This is a genomic window from Devosia sp. ZW T5_3 (assembly GCF_044987315.1).
Lineage (GTDB): Bacteria > Pseudomonadota > Alphaproteobacteria > Rhizobiales > Devosiaceae > Devosia.
In genome coordinates this window covers 156,297-171,879 of the sequence record NZ_JBJDRE010000007.1, presented here as the reverse complement: position 1 = coordinate 171,879, position 15,583 = coordinate 156,297, and the positions used below count along the sequence as shown (strand labels likewise).

Genomic DNA, 15,583 nt, shown 5'->3' with positions numbered 1-15,583 from the left:
AGCCCCGGCGTTTTTTTTGTGGGGATACCCCCACCTAACCTCCCCCTGATAGGGGAGGGATCTCTCCACTCTTGGAACGCGATCGAGTCCCAACCACCGCCCGGTCCCGCCCCTATCAGGGGGAGGCTAGGAGGGGGTACTCCGATGTAGCCGCTTCACACCACAGCCAAATCCACCTCGAACCCGTTCCGGCTGACCTCGCTATAGGGGCAGATGACATGGGCGCGCTTGACGATGTCCTCGACCTTGGCCTTGTCGAGACCCGGCACGTCCACCTTGAGCGCGGCCTGGATCCAGAAGCCTTCGCCATCGTCGCGGTCGCGGAAGCTGACTTCGGCGGTGACCTTGGCGTCTTCGGGAATGGTGTCGCCGCTCTTGCGGGCAGCCGCCTTCATGGCGCCCAGGAAACAGGCCGAATAGCCCACCGCGAACAGCTGTTCGGGATTGGTGCCGCGCGCGCCATCGCCACCGATTTCCTTGGGCGTGGTCAGGGTCACGTCCAGCACGCCATCATCGGTTCTGCCATGGCCCGAACGGCCGCCGGTGGAGGTGGCCCTGGCGGTGTACATGATCTTGGTCATAGAAAATCTCCTTGCGCTTGCCCGCCCCTGCGGCAGGACACGCAGGAGGGAACGTGCAAGTGGCGGAATGGTGGCGATCAGCGCTCCCTTTTGCGCATCGCCTCATTCAGCCGGTCGCCGAGCGAACCCAATGAACTGCTCGGCTGCTGCTGTGGCCGTTGCGAGGGGCGGACCGGCTTGTCGCGGGGCGTGTCGCGCGGGGCATTGGCGTCGATCTCGCGGCGCATGGTCAGGCCAATGCGCTTGCGGGGCACGTCGACTTCGACGACGCGCACCTTGACCACGTCGCCGGCTTTGACCACCGCATGGGGGTCTTTGACGAAGCTGTCGGCCAATTGGGAGACGTGCACCAGCCCATCCTGATGCACCCCGATATCAACGAAGGCGCCGAAGGCGGCGACATTGGTCACCGTGCCTTCAAGCTGCATGCCGGGCTTGAGGTGCTTGATGTCATCGACACCCTCGGCAAAGGTCGCCGTCTTGAAGGCAGGGCGGGGATCGCGGCCGGGCTTTTCCAGCTCGAGGAAAATGTCGCGCACCGTGGGCAGGCCGAAGCGGTCATCGATAAAGCGGGCGGGATCAAGCCCCGCCAACGCCGATTTGTCACCCATCAGGCTGCGCAGATCGCGCCCGCAGGCGGCGACGATCTTGCGGGCCACGCCATAGGCTTCGGGGTGGACCGAGGAGGCGTCTAGCGGTTCGGCGCCATTGCTGATGCGCAAAAAGCCGGCGCATTGCTCGAAGGTGCGCTGGCCCAGGCGCGGGACTTCGAGCAGGGCCTTGCGGGTGGGGAAGGGGCCATTGGCGTCGCGGTGGCTGACAATGGCCTCGGCCACCGATGAGCCCAGCCCGGAAATGCGGGCGAGGAGCGGGGCGGAGGCGGTGTTGAGATCGACGCCCACCGCGTTCACCGCATCTTCCACCACGCCATCGAGCGAGCGGCTGAGCCGGTATTGATCGACGTCATGCTGATATTGCCCCACGCCAATCGCCTTGGGCTCGATCTTGACCAGCTCGGCCAAGGGGTCCTGGAGGCGCCGGGCAATGGAGACGGCGCCGCGCAGCGAGACATCGAGATTGGGGAATTCGGCGGCGGCCAGTTCGGAGGCCGAATAGACCGAAGCGCCGGCTTCCGAGACGATCACCTTGGTCGGCTTGGGGGCGGGCAGGCGCTCGATCAGGTCCAGCACCAGCTTTTCGGTTTCGCGGCTGCCGGTGCCATTGCCAATGGCAATCAGTTCCACCTTATGCTTGGCGATCAGATGCTTGAGGGCCGCCTGGGCGCCCATCACATCATTGCGCGGCTGGAAGGGATAGACCGTGTCGGTATCGAGCACCTTGCCGGTGGCGTCGATCACCGCGACCTTGACGCCGGTGCGAATGCCGGGATCGAGCCCCATTGTAGCGCGGGCGCCGGCCGGGGCGGCCAACAGCAGGTCCTTGAGATTACGGGCAAAGACGGCGATGGCTTCCACCTCGGCCCGCTCGCGCAATTCCACCATCAGATCGACCGAGAGCGACACCCGTAGCCGCGTGCGCCAGGCCCAGCTGGCGACCTCGCGCAGCCAGGCGTCGCCCGCGCCGGGGCCTTGGGCTTCAAGGGCGCCGATCACCAGCCGCTCGACCGGCTTGACCGGGTCGGTCACATCCGCATCGACCTCGATTTCAAGGCTGAGCATATCCTCGTCGCGGCCGCGCATCATGGCCATGGCGCGGTGCCCGGCCACCTTGGTCCAGCGCTCGGAATGGTCGAAATAATCCGAGAATTTGGCCCCGGCCTCTTCCTTGCCGGCCACCACGCGCGCCCGCAGCATGGCCTTGTCGCGCATATGCTGGCGCAGCCGGCCGAGCAGGGCGGCATTTTCCGACAGGCCCTCGATGACGATATCGCGCGCGCCTTCCAGCGCCTCCTTGGTGCCGGGCACTTCGGGGGTGATGTAGCCACCGGCCAGCACCACCGGATCGGCGCGGCGATCAGCCAGGATCGTCTCGGCCAGCGGGCCCAATCCGCGCTCGCGGGCGATTTCCGCCTTGGTGCGGCGCCTGGGCTTGAAGGGCAGATAAAGGTCTTCCAGTTCCGCCTTGGTCGCCGCGCCCACGATCGAGGCGGTCAGCAGCGGCGTCAGCTTGCCCTGCTCCTCGATGGATTTCAGAATCGTCGCCCGCCGCGCTTCCAGCTCGCGCAGATAGCCCAACCGCTCGGCCAAGAGGCGCAATTGCGTGTCGTCCAGCCCGCCCGTCACTTCCTTGCGGTAGCGGGCGATGAAGGGCACGGTCGCCCCGCCATCCAGCAGCTCGATGGCCGCCAGGGCCTGAGCCGGGCGAGCCGCAATTTCAGTGGCAATCTGGGTGGCGATACGGGTGTCGAGGTCGGCCATAGATGTGTCGGATGCTCCAAATCGAGGCGCGACCATATCGGGCTTGCTCGGCGGATGACACCCAATGGCCCGTGATATCCTCAGCTGACGTCGCGATGACCTGCGACATCTGTAGCCTTGTGGCGAGGCGAGCCGCGCGCTACAGCCTTACCACGGGGGAAGGTTTGCATGCCGTTTCGCAACAGGACCATAGCACGCGAGATGGGCGCCGCTTTTGCGGTGCTGGCCATCTATGTGCTGACGCTCCTGGCGCCGCTGCATCAGGCCGCCGGCCTGCAGCGCGATCTGGCCAGCATCGGTTTTGCAACCGATAGCGGCTGGTCGATCTGCGCGCCGTTGGCCGAAGATGCCGACGGCAACAAGACCACGGTCGCGGTCAAATGCGCCGCCTCGGGCATTGCCAAGAATGAACTGGCGGCCGTGGAACCGTCGGTGCTGCATGTCGGGATCATCCGCATTGGCGAAGTCGTCGCCTATGCGCCGCGCCCCGCGCCCGATGCCTTCGCTCTGCCCGCCCATATCGGGCAAGCGCGCGCCCCGCCAGCAACGGCCTGATCCAAGCGGCAGCTGTGCTGCCAATCAGACCATTTTACTTTGCTGGAAATCATCATGACCCGTATTTTTGCTCGCGCGGCTGTCGCCGTCGCAACCCTTGCCGCCCTGTCCGCTCCCGCCTTTGCCCATGTCACGCTCGAAGTGCAGCAGGCCAAGCTGGGCTCCACCTATAAGGCCGTGATCCGCGTGCCGCATGGCTGCGGCACCGAGGCGACCAATACGCTGCGCATCCAGATCCCCGAGGGTTTTTACAATGTGAAGCCCATGCCCCATGCCGGCTGGACCCTGGAAACCGTCACCGGCCCTTATGCGGCTAGCTATGACAATCACGGCACTACTGTCACCGAAGGCGTCAAGGAAATCATCTGGTCGGGCGGCAGCCTGCCCAATGAATTCTACGACGAATTCGTGTTCCGCGGCACCTTTGCCAGCACGCTCGAGCCGGGCCAGTTCTACTTCCCCGTGGTGCAGGAATGCGCCAATGGCGAGGAAGCCTGGATCGATGTGACCGGCGCTGAGGATGCTGAAATGCCCGCGCCGAGCCTGGAACTGCTCCCGGCGGATGCGGCGGGGCATTAAGACTGAGAGTCGCGATCGGCCTCCCTCCCCCTTGAGGGGAGGGATTGAGGGTGGGGGTGTCGAGTTATCCACCGGCATAGAGTTCGTTGCGGTCGCGACACCCCCACCCCCGCTTTTCGCAAGCGAAAAGCTGATCCCTCCCCACAAGGGGGAGGGAGGTCAGCTTTTTTCGCATACGCGAAAAAGCGGGGATCGCGGCTTCCATAATTCACAGCCTGCCCTTGGAGTGCGCCATGCGCCATTCACGGATCATCCTTGTTTTCTGCCTGCTGCTGGCCCTGCTTGCGCCAATGCAGGCCTGGGCGCACGCGCAATTGCTGTCGACCGATCCGGTTGACAATGCCGTGCTCGACGCAGCCCCGCAGGCGGTGCAGCTGCAGTTCAACGAGCCGGTCAGCCCGCTTGCCATCAGCCTGATCGACAGCGCTGGCGGCAAAACCGACCTGCTCGCTGCCACGACCGGCGGGGAAACTATGGCGGTGACGCTGCCGGCTGAACTGCCCCAGGGCACCCATGTTCTGAGTTGGCGGGTCGTGTCCACCGATGGTCACCCGATTGGCGGCTCGCTGGTGTTTTCCATCGGCACGATCACTGGCGCTGCTGCGGCAGAGGTGAGTGATCCCGCTGTCGCTGTGATCCTGTGGGCCAGCAAGGCGGTGCTGTTCATCGCTCTGTTCGCGGGCATTGGCGGGGCGGTGTTCGGTTCGGTTGCGGGCCTGCCGCCGGGGGCGCAAAGGGCCTCTATCGGCCTGGTCATTATCGGCCTGCCGGCTGCCGCACTCAGCCTGTGGCTGCAGGGGCTGGACGCGCTGGGCCTGCCGCTGCTGTCAACCAATGCGCGCATCTTGGCCACCGGTTTTGCCACCAGCTATGGCGCGACGGTTCTCGCCATTGGCGTCGGATTTGTGCTGGCGCTGGTTGCGCTGTGCCTGCCGCGGGGCAAGGTAGCGGCGGGTTTTGCCTGGCTCGCGCTGATCACCGGCGCGCTGGCGCTGGCGCTGAGCGGCCATGCCAGCGCCGCCAGCCCGCAATGGCTCACCCGGCCAGCCGTGTTCCTGCATATTGCGGGCATTATCTTCTGGGTCGGCGCGCTGCTGCCGCTGTTTTTGTTGCTGCGCGAGCGCAGTGTTGCGGCGGACCATGCGCTGGCGCAATTCTCCCGCTTCGTACCCTTTGCCGTGGCGCCCATCGTCGTTTCCGGCGTGACGCTGGCAGCGATCCAGATGGGCTGGCCCGGTCCGCACTGGCTGGCGCCCTATGGCTTGATCCTCGGCGCAAAGCTCTGCCTGCTTGCCGTGCTGTTCAGCCTGGCACTGTGGAACCGGCAATGGCTGACCAAGCCGGCTCTGGCTGGCAACGCCAGCGCGCGGCAGCGGCTGCGCCAGTCGATCGTGCTCGAAGCGCTGCTGATCCTCGTCATTCTGGGTCTGGTGGCCGGCTGGCGTTTTACCCCGCCACCGCGCGCCCTTGCCACGGTGGAGGCGAGCATCCCCGCCGAGCCGCTGATGCTTCACCTGATGGACGCCAAGACCATGGCCATGGTCAGCCTGACGCCGGGACAGGCGGGGCCGGTGAGTCTGGACATCTGGCTGAGCGACCTTGAGGGCCTGCCGATCTCGCCGCTCGAAGTTTCGGTGACCCTCTCCGAACCCGCTTTGGGCATTGAACCGTTCAAGCGTGCGGCCATCGAACAGGACGGCGTCTGGCGTGTCGAGGGACTGACCATTCCCGTGCCCGGCATCTGGCATATGGAAATGGACATCCGCGCCAGCCGGTTCGAGCTGATCAAGCTGGCCGAAGACATCGAAATCCCCTGATTGTCGCCGATCCGTAGCCAGACCGATCACACTGTTCGATGAACTGGGGATGCCCGGCGGGCCTGCTTGCGCCTATCTCTAGGCTCAATCATCCATGCTAGGAGGCCATCGTGATCGATGCCAGCATCCAGACCGATGTTCGGTCCCAGCCTGTCCTGCCGCTGACCACCCGTTTGGGCCCGGTCCATATCGCCGTTACCGACCGGGCCCGCGCCCTTGCCATCTGGCAGGATGTGGTGGGGCTCGATCTCATTGCCGAACGGGGGAATGAACTGACCCTGGGCGCCGGCGGCAAACCGCTGATCGTGCTCGAAACTGGCGCCGTCCGGCCCAGCCAGCGCCACACGATCGGGCTTTATCACGTCGCCATTCATGTGCCGCATCGGGTCGACCTGGCGCAGATGGCGGTGCGGGCGCTGCAGCGCAATGTGCGGATTTCGCCCACCGACCATCTGGTGTCCGAGGCGATTTACCTGTGGGACCTCGATGGCAATGGCATCGAAATCACCTTCGAGACGCCCTGGCGCGGCACGCTGAGCGATCCCGACAAGGGGCATTACGCCGTGACCAAGGAAGGCAAGCCGCATTCGGGCCGCGACCCCATTGATCTTGATGGCCTGCTGGCGGAACTGGGCGAGAACCCCGTGCTCGCGCCGCGCATGCCGGCCGGCACGCGGATCGGCCACGTGCATGTGCATGTCAACGACCTGCATATGGCGATGGATTTTTATCGCGACGTCATCGGCTTTGCCGGGTTTCTGTTGATCGAGTCCTTCGGCATGGGCGATGTGGGGCTCGATTACATGCCGCACACCATTGCCTTCAACATCTGGTCCGGCCCCAATGCCGGCCTGCCGCAGGTCGGCTCGGCCGGACTGCGCTGGTTCACCATTGTCGTGCCGGATGCGGCGACGCTGGATGGCGTCAAGAGCCGGCTGGCTGCTGCCAATGCTGGTGTCACGCCCATCGAAGGGGGCGTCGAAACGCAGGATCCGTTTGGCAATCGGCTGAAAATTGTGGTCGAGGCCTAGGCTAACATGTTAGTTCTCCCGCCAATGAGGTGGGAGAACCAGACATGCGAGCCATTTCCTGTGCCGCGCCGGGCGAACTGGCATTGATCGAGATCGAACGGCCGGCGCTGAAGGCGGGCTGGGTGCGGGTGGGCATCCGCCATATCGGCATTTGCGGCACCGATTATCACATCTACGAAGGCAAGCACCCCTTCCTGCAATATCCCCGCATCATGGGGCATGAACTGAGCGGGGTGGTGCTCGACGCCAATGGCGCGACGAGCCTGCGCGACGGCGATCCGGTGGTGATCAACCCCTATTTGCCCTGCGGCCATTGCCCGGCCTGCCGCGAAGGCAAGACCAATTGCTGCGAAACGCTGAGCGTGCTCGGCGTGCATGGCGATGGCGGCATGACCGAAGAGATCGTCATGCCCGAGGCCAATCTTTATCCGGCCGGCGATCTGTCGTTGCGTGACGCGGCCATGGTGGAATTTCTGGCCATTGGCGCCCATGCGGTGCGGCGCACCGAACTCAAGCCGGGCTGGCGCGTGTTGGTGGTGGGCGGTGGGCCGATCGGGCTGGGCGCGGCGTTTTTTGCGCGGATTGCCGGCGCCGATGTCACTATTCTCGATGCCGCCGCCGACAAGCTTGCGGCGGCACGCGGCTTCGGCTTTGGTGCGGCTTCGCTGGCGGATCGCGAGGGCGAGGCGTTCAAGGCCAAGATGGGCAGCGGCTTTGACGCCGTGTTTGACGCCACCGGCGCCATTCCGGCCATGAACCAGGCGATCCACTATTGCCGCAATGGCGGCGCGCTGACGCTGGTCGGCGTGGTCAAGGGCACGCTCAGCTGGGAAGACCCCGAAATCCACCGGCGCGAACTCACCATCCGCGCTTCGCGCAATGCTACGCGCGAGGATTTCGAGCATGTCATGTCAGCGATCCGCCGGGGCGACGTGCCTACGGACCGCTTGGCTACCCACGCCACGAGCCTGGACGATGTGCCCAAGAATTTGCCCAAATGGGCGCATGAACGCGAGGGGCTGATCAAGGCGATCATCACGGTTTAGGAGAGCAGGTCATGCGCAGCAGTCACGATGTCATCCGGTTCTGGTTCATCGACCATGGCAAGGACGATTGGTTCGGCGGCAAGCCCGAATTCGACGCGGCTTTGGCGCAGGCGTTTGCGCCAACCCATGCCGAAGTGGCGCGGGGCGAAGCCTGGACCTGGCGGCGGACATCGGAGGGGCGGCTGGCCGAAATAGTCGTGCTCGACCAGTTCTCGCGGCAATTGCATCGTGGTTCGGCTGAAGCTTTCGCGCAGGATAAGATGGCGCTGGTGCTGGCGCAGGAAGCCATTGCCGCCGGAGCCGACCAGGCGGTGCAACCGGAGTGGCGAGCGTTCTTCTACATGCCCTTCATGCATGCCGAATCGCTGGTGATCCAGGAGGAGGGCGTGCGCTTGTTCACGGCCCTGGGCGATGCCGAGCAGTTGAATTTCATGAGCGGTCACCGCGACTGCATCGCCCGCTTCGGCCGGTTTCCGTTCCGCAATGTGGCGCTGGGGCGGCAGAGTTCGGCGGCGGAGCTGGCCTATATGCAGGAGCAGGGGGGCCGGGCGTTTTGAGGTGATCGTGTCGGCGCTGATCACTTCACAATCACCGTATCGCCCTCGGACTTGATCCGAGGGTCTCCTGGATTGTGTGCCGGACTGATAGTGGCCCTCGGGTCAGGCCCGAGGGAGATCCGGTGGGGGTGGAGGGGGGGGTGCAAAGCATGACCCCTTTTTGAGCTACCGCACCAGCTTGGGATCGACCAAGGCGCCCTTTTGCCCGATGACCACGCCGGCCACGCGATGCGCGGCTTCGGCGGCTTCCTGCAGTGACTTGCCTGCAATTCGCGCGCTGAGATAGGCGCCGTTGAAGCTGTCACCGGCGCCGGTCGCATCCACGACCTTGGCGCCCGGCTTGGGGGCGACCTTGACGCGGTCGGTGGCAGTGGCGATGAGCGCTTCGCCAGCACCGTCCTTGACCACCACTTCCTCGATGCCCAGTTCGAGATAGCGGTCGGCGGTTTCCTCGACGGTTTTGTCGCCGAATAGCGGAGCTTCATCGGTGTGGGTGGGCAGCACGATATCGCAGAGCGTCGCGGCGGCAGTCAGCACCGAGGCCATGACGCGGGGGCTGGTCCACAGGGCCGGGCGCAGATTGGTGTCGAAGACGATTTTCGCGCCCGCGTCGCGCGCCCTGACGATGGCGCCCAGCAGCCGGCCACGGGCGCGGGGCGCGAGGATGGCCAGCGTAATGCCCGAGAAATAGACCATGCTGGCGCCATCCAGCGCCGTATGCAACGCCTGCTTGTCGTCGGCCAGGAGCTTGGCCGCGGAGGTGTCGCGCCAATAGGTGAAGTGGCGATCGCCCTTGTCCTGGTGGATCATGTAGAGGCCGGGGCGGCGGCCAGGGATGGTGCGGATATGGCTGGTGCCGATATCGTGCGCTTCAAGAAAAGCGCGGATATCGTCGGAATAGCGGTCTTCGCCCAGCCCGGTGAAATAATCGACCGACCAATCCTGGCCCAGCAGCGCCCGCACATACCAGGCGGTATTGAGCGTATCGCCCGCATAGCCCAAGCGGTATTGGCGATCCTCGCCCCCGCTCATCTCGATCATGCATTCCCCGATGCTGACGAAACGCTGCTGTGCCAAACCAATGCCTCCTGGTTGTTCGCCCAAGGCTTATGCCGGTAAAAACAGGTGCCCCGCAAGTGTGGTGGCGATCTTCCATACAAGAATGAATGCCGCTATGGTGCGGCAAAATTTGAGCCGGAGACTTTCATGACGCGCCTTTGCGCCACCAGCCTCGCCGCCATCAAGCAGGGCGTTGCCGTTCCCGATTATGATCGCGCTGCGATCACCCCGGGCATCGTCCATCTGGGCATCGGCGCTTTCCATCGCGCGCATATGGCGGTCTATGTCGACGATCTGCTCAAGGACCAGCCCAATTGGGCCATTGTCGGCGCCAGCCTGCGCCGCCCCGACACCAAGGACGCGCTGGAGCCGCAGGACGGGCTTTATACCATTGCGGTGCGTGATGCGGCCGGCACCCATCCACGGGTTATCGGCTCCATTCTCAAAGTGCTCGACGCTAATTCCGAGCGCGAGGAGCTGCTGGCGCTGATGGCCAGCCCGCAAATCCGTATCGTCTCGCTGACGGTGACCGAAAAGGGCTATTGCCACGATCCGGCGACCGGCGAGCTCGACCAGCGCCATCCCGATATCGCCTATGACCTGGCCAATCCCACCGCGCCGAAATCGGCGCCCGGCATGCTGGTCGAAGCGCTGGCGCGGCGGCATGCGGCCGGGATTACCCCCTTTGCCGTGATGAGTTGCGATAATCTGCCCTCCAATGGGGCGACGGTGAAGCGCATTGTCAGCAGGCTCGCGAGCCTGCGCGACGCCAGCCTGGGCGAATGGGTTGCCGACAAGGTGGCTTTCCCCGGCACCATGGTCGACCGCATCGTGCCCTCGACCACCGATGCCGACCGCGCCACGGTGGCCGAATTGATCGGGGCGGACGATGCCTGGCCGATCATGACCGAGCCGTTCACTCAATGGGTGATCGAGGACAATTTCCCCGATGGGCGCCCGGCCTTCGAGCGCGCCGGCGCACAGCTGGTGGAGGATGTCGAGCCCTTCGAGCGCATGAAGCTGCGCATGCTCAATGGCAGCCACTCGACCATGGCGTATCTGGGCTATCTGGCGGGCCACGAATATGTATCCGACGCCATGGGCGATCCGGCCTTTGTGGCGCTGATCCGTGGGCTGATGAGCGAGGAAGTCATGCCCACGCTCGACATGCCGGGCACGGACCTGGGCGCCTATCGCGACCAATTGCTGGAGCGGTTCGCCAATCCTGCGCTCAAGCACCGCACCTGGCAGATTGCCATGGATGGCAGCCAGAAACTGCCGCAGCGCCTGCTCGGCACCATTCGCGACCGGCTGGCCGCCGGGCAGAGCATCGAGCGCCTATCGCTCGGGGTGGCGGCCTGGATGCGCTATGTCATGGGCATTGACGAGAAGGGCGAAAATATCGACGTGCGCGACCCGCTCGCCATGCGGATGATGGCGATTTCTGCCGGCGCGGGCGGCGACCCGGAGGAGTTGTACGAAGGGCTGGTCGGGCTGACCGAAGTGTTCGGCGACGATCTGGCCGACAATGAAGTGTTCGGCGCCGATGTGGTGGAGCACCTCGATAGTCTGTTCGATGTGGGTGCCGCCGAGACGGTGCGGGAGATTGTGGGGTAGGGGATACCCCCACCTAGCCTCGCCCTGATAGGGGGAGGGATCTCTCCACTCTTGTGGCTCGATCGTGTTTTAGCCACTGAACGGTCCCTCCCCCTATCAGGGGGAGGTTAGGAGGGGGTATTCTAAACCCTTCCCTCCATCGCCCGATCGAAAATCTCCAGCGCCCGCGCCTTGGTCAGTTCCACCGGATTGCCCCCCGCCGTGGGATCGACAATCGCCATATCCCCGATCAGCTCGCGCTTGGCTCCGTCCACCTTGAACTCGGCCAGGGTATGCGGCACGTCGAGCCGCAGGCGCAGGCCGATGATGGCGTGCAGGAACGCCTCAAAGGTCGGCGACAGGCCCAGATACGCGGCAAGCCGGGCGATCTTGGCTTCGATGACTGGCTTATTGACCATCAGCACATAGGGCATGAACACCGCATTGGTCATGCCGTGATGGGTGTCGTAGAGCGCGCCGACTGGGTGGCTCAGCGCGTGAATGGCGCCCAGTCCCTTCTGGAAGGCGGTGGCGCCCATGGCCGCCGCGCTCATCATATGGCCGCGTGCTTCCACATCATTGGGGTCGGCCACGACCTTGGGCAGGTTTTCGAACACCAGCCGAATGCCTTCCACCGCAATGCCATCGGCCAGCGGGTGATAGCCGGGCGCGCAATAGGCTTCGAGACAATGGGCCAGCGCATCCATGCCGGTGCCCACGGTGATGAAGCGGGGCATGCCCACCGTCAGTTCGGGATCGGCGATCACCACTTTTGGCATCATCAGCGGGTGGAAGATGACTTTTTTAGTGTGGGTGGTCTCGTCGGTGATGACACCGGCGCGGCCGACTTCCGAACCCGTGCCTGCCGTCGTTGGCACGGCGATGATGGGGAAAATCCCCTTGGGATCGGCGCGGGTCCACCAATCACCAATGTCCTCGAAGTCCCACATCGGGCGGGTCTGGCCGGCCATGAAGGCGATGACCTTGCCGACATCGAGGCCAGAACCACCGCCAAAGGCGATGACGCCATCATGCCCGCCTTCGCGCAAAACCTTGATGCCGGCTTCCACATTGGCCGAAATCGGATTGGGTTTGACCTCGGCGAACACCCCCACCGGAATGCCCGCATCCCTCAGCAGCTGGATGGTCTTTTGCGTCACCGGCAGATTGACGAGGCCGGCGTCGGTGACGAATAGCGGCTTGGTGATGCCGGTGGCCTTGAGCACTTCGGGCAGTTCTGCGATGCGGCCGGGGCCAAACTTGATGGCGGTGGGGTAGTTCCAGTTGGCTTTGGTCATTGTGGGCCTCGTTGTTGTCTCGGTCTCGACCCACCCTCGGTGTCATCCCGGCGCAGGCCGGGATCCATCCTGAGGTGTGTGTCTTGCCGCCAGGTCGCTTGTTCGATCCACCTTGCGGCGAGGGAGAAATCTCGGGATGGGTCCCGGCCTGCGCCGGGATGACACCGTGGGTGGGAGAAGCGCTGCGCTAAACCCGCTTCAAATGAAACGACTTGGGCTGGCTAAGGTTCGCGTAGCCGATTTCGCTGAGGCCGCCGCCCTTGCCGGTGTCTTTCACCCCGGTCCAGACCAGAGCCGGATCGAGATAATCGCAGCGATTGGCGAAGACGGTGCCGGTCTCGATCTTGGCGCCGAGCTTGGCGGCCATGTCGAGGTCCTGCGTCCAGATCGATGCGGTCAGGCCATAGGGGCTGTCATTCATCAGGGTGACGGCCTCGGCATCGTCGGCCACTTTCATGATGCCGACGACGGGGCCGAAGCTTTCTTCGCGCATCACGCTCATCTGGTGATTGACGCCGGTCAGCACTTCGGGCGCCAGATAAGGCGAACCGGATTTGTCGAGCGCGTGCTTCGAGTTGAGATGTCGCGTCGCCCCGCCGCGCACGGCCTCTTCGGTCTGCTGGCGGACGTGATCGGCAAAGCTGCCACGCGCCATGGGCCCGACAATGGTATCGGCGTCGAGCGGATTGCCCAGCGTCCAGCCCTTGGCATTGTCGATGAAGCGGGCGACGAAATCGTCATGGATCGAGGCATGCACATAGATGCGCTCGACCCCGCAGCAGCTCTGCCCGGAATTGAAGAACGAGCCATCGACCAGATTTTCGACCGCATTGGCCACATCGGCGTCCTCGCGCACATAGGCGGGGTCCTTGCCGCCCAGTTCGAGCCCCAGCGTGGCAAACGTGCCGGCGGCGGCCTGCTCGATGCGGCGTCCGCCCTCGACAGAGCCGGTGAAATTGATGTGGTCGATGGCGCCCGAGGCGATCAGCTTTTCCGTATCGGCATGGCCCAGCACCAGGTTCTGGAAAATACCCTCGGGCAGCCCGGCCTGCCGCGCGGCAGCGGCAAAGCGTTCGCCGGCGAGGAGCGTTTGGCTCGCGTGTTTGAGCAGGATGGCATTGCCCGCCATCAGCCCCGGAATGATGGAATTGACCGCGGTGAGGAAGGGATAGTTCCACGGCGCGATGACCATCACCGTGCCCAGCGGCTCGCGGGTGATGTAGCGGGTAAAGCCTTCCTTGCCGGTCTTCTCGGCGGGGGCGAGGGCTTCGGCGGCCAGGTCGATCATGTAGCGGGCGCGTTCCTCGACGCCCCGCTTTTCGCCGCCAAAGCGGATGGGGCGGCCCATTTGCCAGGCGAGTTCGGGCACGATCTCGTCATTCATGGACAAGAGCGCATCGACGAAATGGGAAACGATCTTGCCGCGCTCGGCAATGGTCAACTCCCCCCAGCCGAGCCGCGCCGCCTTGGCGCGGGTGACGGAAGCGTTGATCTCGGCGCCGCTGGCGAGCGGGCGTTCAGCATAGGTGCTGCCATCGATGGGCGAGATGATCTTGACGGTGTCAGTCATGAGTAAGCCTCGTAGTTCCTTCACCGCGTCATTACCCGGCTTGTCCGGGTAATCCATCGTGCCGCGTGTGTGGAGATATCAATGGATTGCCGGGACGAGCCCGGCAATGACGTTGGGGATGGGTCGATTTCCCTTACGGAATGCTAGCTCCGCTCGAACCCGCGTTTGAGCTCCCAATCGGTCACGCGGCGATCGTACTCTGCCTGTTCCCATTCCGCCGTATGCACGTAATGGCCGATCACTTGCTCGCCAAAGGCGTCCTTGAGCATTTTGGATTTGCGCAATGTATCGGTGGCTTCGCGCAGGGTCTTGGGGATTTCGCGCAGTTTCTTGGTCACATAGGCGTCGCCGACAAAGGCGGGTTCGAGTTCGAGCTTGTCTTCTATGCCCTTGATCCCGGCCGCGAGCAGCGCCGCGATGGCGAGATAGGGGTTGAGATCGGCCCCGCCCATGCGGCATTCGACCCGGATGGCTTTGGAATGTTCGCCGCAGAGGCGGAAGCCGGCGGTGCGGTTGTCCGGGCTCCAGATCGCCTTGGTGGGCGCGAATGTGCCGGCCTGATAGCGCTTGTAGGAATTGATATAGGGCGCGAGGAAATAGGTGATGTCGCGGGCATAGGCCAATTGCCCGGCCATGAAATGCTTCATCAGATCGCTCATGCCGCGCTCGTCCTTGCCATCGACGAATAACGGCTTGCCCGATTTGTCGGCCAGCGACATGTGGATATGGCTCGATGAGCCGGCCAGCGCATAATCCCATTTGGCCATGAAGGTCACGGCCTTGCCCTGGGCATAGGCGATTTCCTTGGTGGCATTCTTGAGCACGACATGGCGGTCGGCCATGGTCAGGGCGTCGGAATATCTAACGTTGATTTCTTCCTGGCCTGGGCCCCATTCACCCTTGGAGCTTTCCACCGGAATGCCCGAGGCCTGCAAATGCTTGCGCAAGGCGCGCATCACGCCTTCTTCCTTGGTGGTCTGGAAGATGTGGTAATCCTGAATGTAATCGCCCGCCGTCTGGGCGGTCCGATAGCCCTTCTGGCTGATCGTGCGATAATCGTCGTCGAACAGATAGAATTCCAGCTCGGTCGCCGCATTGGCGGTATAGCCCATAGCCGCGAGCCGCTCGATCTGGGCTTTGAGAATGGCGCGCGGCGAATGCGGAATGGGCTCGTGGTGATGGTGATCGCTCAGATCGCACAGCACGATGGCCGTGCCTTCGAGCCAGCTGGCCTTCATTAGGGTGGTCAGGTCCGGCTTCATGACGAAATCGCCATAGCCCTTGGCCCAATTGGCTGCCTCATAGCCGGGCACCGGCTCCATATCGATGTCGTCGGCCAAAAGGTAATCGCAGCCATGGGTTTCGTCATGGGCGGTTTCGAGAAAATACTCGGCCTGGAAGCGCTTGCCGATCATGCGGCCTTGCATGTCGGGGAAGGCCACGAGCACGGTATCGATCCTGCCGGCAGCGACATCCTCGCGCAGCTCTTCCAGTGAATAGGCCATTATTTCCCTCG

General features: G+C 64.0%; 13 protein-coding genes. 7 read left to right on the top strand and 6 right to left on the bottom strand.

All coding sequences use genetic code 11. The annotated features are described in order from the left end of the window. Window positions 1–155: 155 nt before the first annotated feature. Window positions 156–581 carry an organic hydroperoxide resistance protein gene (locus ACI3KW_RS10965; RefSeq protein WP_404848098.1) on the bottom strand — a complete coding sequence of 142 codons (426 nt, stop codon included), beginning with the start codon at window positions 579–581 and terminating at the stop codon, window positions 156–158. A gap of 77 nt (window positions 582–658) precedes the next feature. After that, a complete protein-coding gene (locus tag ACI3KW_RS10960) occupies window positions 659–2,959 on the bottom strand; it encodes a Tex family protein (protein WP_404848097.1) in 2,301 nt (766 codons plus the stop codon). 168 nt (window positions 2,960–3,127) lie between these two features. Between ACI3KW_RS10960 and ACI3KW_RS10955 the strand changes: the two genes are divergently transcribed. From ACI3KW_RS10955 to ACI3KW_RS10930, 6 genes are all read left to right on the top strand, one after another. After that, window positions 3,128–3,514: a hypothetical protein gene (locus ACI3KW_RS10955; protein ID WP_404848096.1), complete on the top strand. Its 387-nt coding sequence runs from the start codon at window positions 3,128–3,130 to the stop codon at window positions 3,512–3,514. Window positions 3,515–3,568: 54 nt separating this feature from the next. Further along, on the top strand, window positions 3,569–4,093 hold the full coding sequence (locus tag ACI3KW_RS10950; RefSeq protein WP_404848095.1) for a YcnI family protein: 525 nt from the start codon (window positions 3,569–3,571) through the stop codon (window positions 4,091–4,093). 233 nt (window positions 4,094–4,326) lie between these two features. Further along, window positions 4,327–5,910 carry a copper resistance CopC/CopD family protein gene (locus ACI3KW_RS10945; RefSeq protein WP_404848094.1) on the top strand — a complete coding sequence of 528 codons (1,584 nt, stop codon included), beginning with the start codon at window positions 4,327–4,329 and terminating at the stop codon, window positions 5,908–5,910. A gap of 110 nt (window positions 5,911–6,020) precedes the next feature. Then, the gene (locus ACI3KW_RS10940) at window positions 6,021–6,941 is read left to right on the top strand and encodes a VOC family protein (protein WP_404848093.1); all 921 of its coding nucleotides are present in this window, start codon (window positions 6,021–6,023) and stop codon (window positions 6,939–6,941) included. A gap of 44 nt (window positions 6,942–6,985) precedes the next feature. Beyond that, window positions 6,986–7,987, top strand: coding sequence for a zinc-binding alcohol dehydrogenase family protein (locus ACI3KW_RS10935; RefSeq protein WP_404848092.1), 1,002 nt, complete (start codon window positions 6,986–6,988; stop codon window positions 7,985–7,987). A gap of 11 nt (window positions 7,988–7,998) precedes the next feature. Then, entirely contained in the window at window positions 7,999–8,544 is a 546-nt protein-coding gene (locus ACI3KW_RS10930; protein ID WP_404848091.1) for a DUF924 family protein, read from the top strand. A 165-nt stretch (window positions 8,545–8,709) separates the two neighbouring features. On the opposite strand, the gene ACI3KW_RS10925 is transcribed toward ACI3KW_RS10930, so the two are convergent. Next, the gene (locus tag ACI3KW_RS10925; protein ID WP_404848090.1) at window positions 8,710–9,621 is read right to left on the bottom strand and encodes a sugar kinase; all 912 of its coding nucleotides are present in this window, start codon (window positions 9,619–9,621) and stop codon (window positions 8,710–8,712) included. A 129-nt stretch (window positions 9,622–9,750) separates the two neighbouring features. Here ACI3KW_RS10925 and ACI3KW_RS10920 point away from each other — a divergent pair, with 129 nt between their 5' ends. Continuing rightward, on the top strand, window positions 9,751–11,220 hold the full coding sequence (locus tag ACI3KW_RS10920; RefSeq protein WP_404848089.1) for a mannitol dehydrogenase family protein: 1,470 nt from the start codon (window positions 9,751–9,753) through the stop codon (window positions 11,218–11,220). 122 nt (window positions 11,221–11,342) lie between these two features. Here ACI3KW_RS10920 and ACI3KW_RS10915 read toward each other — a convergent pair whose 3' ends face one another. The 3 genes from ACI3KW_RS10915 to ACI3KW_RS10905 all read right to left on the bottom strand — a co-directional run bounded on the left by ACI3KW_RS10915 (window position 11,343) and on the right by ACI3KW_RS10905 (window position 15,572). Then, entirely contained in the window at window positions 11,343–12,497 is a 1,155-nt protein-coding gene (locus ACI3KW_RS10915) for an iron-containing alcohol dehydrogenase (protein WP_404848088.1), read from the bottom strand. Between the two features lie 187 nt (window positions 12,498–12,684). After that, window positions 12,685–14,067 carry an aldehyde dehydrogenase family protein gene (locus ACI3KW_RS10910; RefSeq protein ID WP_404848087.1) on the bottom strand — a complete coding sequence of 461 codons (1,383 nt, stop codon included), beginning with the start codon at window positions 14,065–14,067 and terminating at the stop codon, window positions 12,685–12,687. 143 nt (window positions 14,068–14,210) lie between these two features. After that, on the bottom strand, window positions 14,211–15,572 hold the full coding sequence (locus tag ACI3KW_RS10905; RefSeq protein WP_404848086.1) for a glutamine synthetase family protein: 1,362 nt from the start codon (window positions 15,570–15,572) through the stop codon (window positions 14,211–14,213). Window positions 15,573–15,583: the final 11 nt, after the last annotated feature.

Bases quoted from the DNA above. Each gene is read 5' to 3' on its own strand.
- ACI3KW_RS10965 (WP_404848098.1), bottom strand. From the start codon at position 581: ATGACCAAGATCATGTACACCGCCAGGGCCACCTCCACCGGCGGCCGT.
- ACI3KW_RS10960 (WP_404848097.1), bottom strand. From the start codon at position 2,959: ATGGCCGACCTCGACACCCGTATCGCCACCCAGATTGCCACTGAAATT.
- ACI3KW_RS10955 (WP_404848096.1), top strand. From the start codon at position 3,128: ATGCCGTTTCGCAACAGGACCATAGCACGCGAGATGGGCGCCGCTTTT.
- ACI3KW_RS10950 (WP_404848095.1), top strand. From the start codon at position 3,569: ATGACCCGTATTTTTGCTCGCGCGGCTGTCGCCGTCGCAACCCTTGCC.
- ACI3KW_RS10945 (WP_404848094.1), top strand. From the start codon at position 4,327: ATGCGCCATTCACGGATCATCCTTGTTTTCTGCCTGCTGCTGGCCCTG.
- ACI3KW_RS10935 (WP_404848092.1), top strand. From the start codon at position 6,986: ATGCGAGCCATTTCCTGTGCCGCGCCGGGCGAACTGGCATTGATCGAG.
- ACI3KW_RS10930 (WP_404848091.1), top strand. From the start codon at position 7,999: ATGCGCAGCAGTCACGATGTCATCCGGTTCTGGTTCATCGACCATGGC.
- ACI3KW_RS10920 (WP_404848089.1), top strand. From the start codon at position 9,751: ATGACGCGCCTTTGCGCCACCAGCCTCGCCGCCATCAAGCAGGGCGTT.
- ACI3KW_RS10915 (WP_404848088.1), bottom strand. From the start codon at position 12,497: ATGACCAAAGCCAACTGGAACTACCCCACCGCCATCAAGTTTGGCCCC.
- ACI3KW_RS10910 (WP_404848087.1), bottom strand. From the start codon at position 14,067: ATGACTGACACCGTCAAGATCATCTCGCCCATCGATGGCAGCACCTAT.
- ACI3KW_RS10905 (WP_404848086.1), bottom strand. From the start codon at position 15,572: ATGGCCTATTCACTGGAAGAGCTGCGCGAGGATGTCGCTGCCGGCAGG.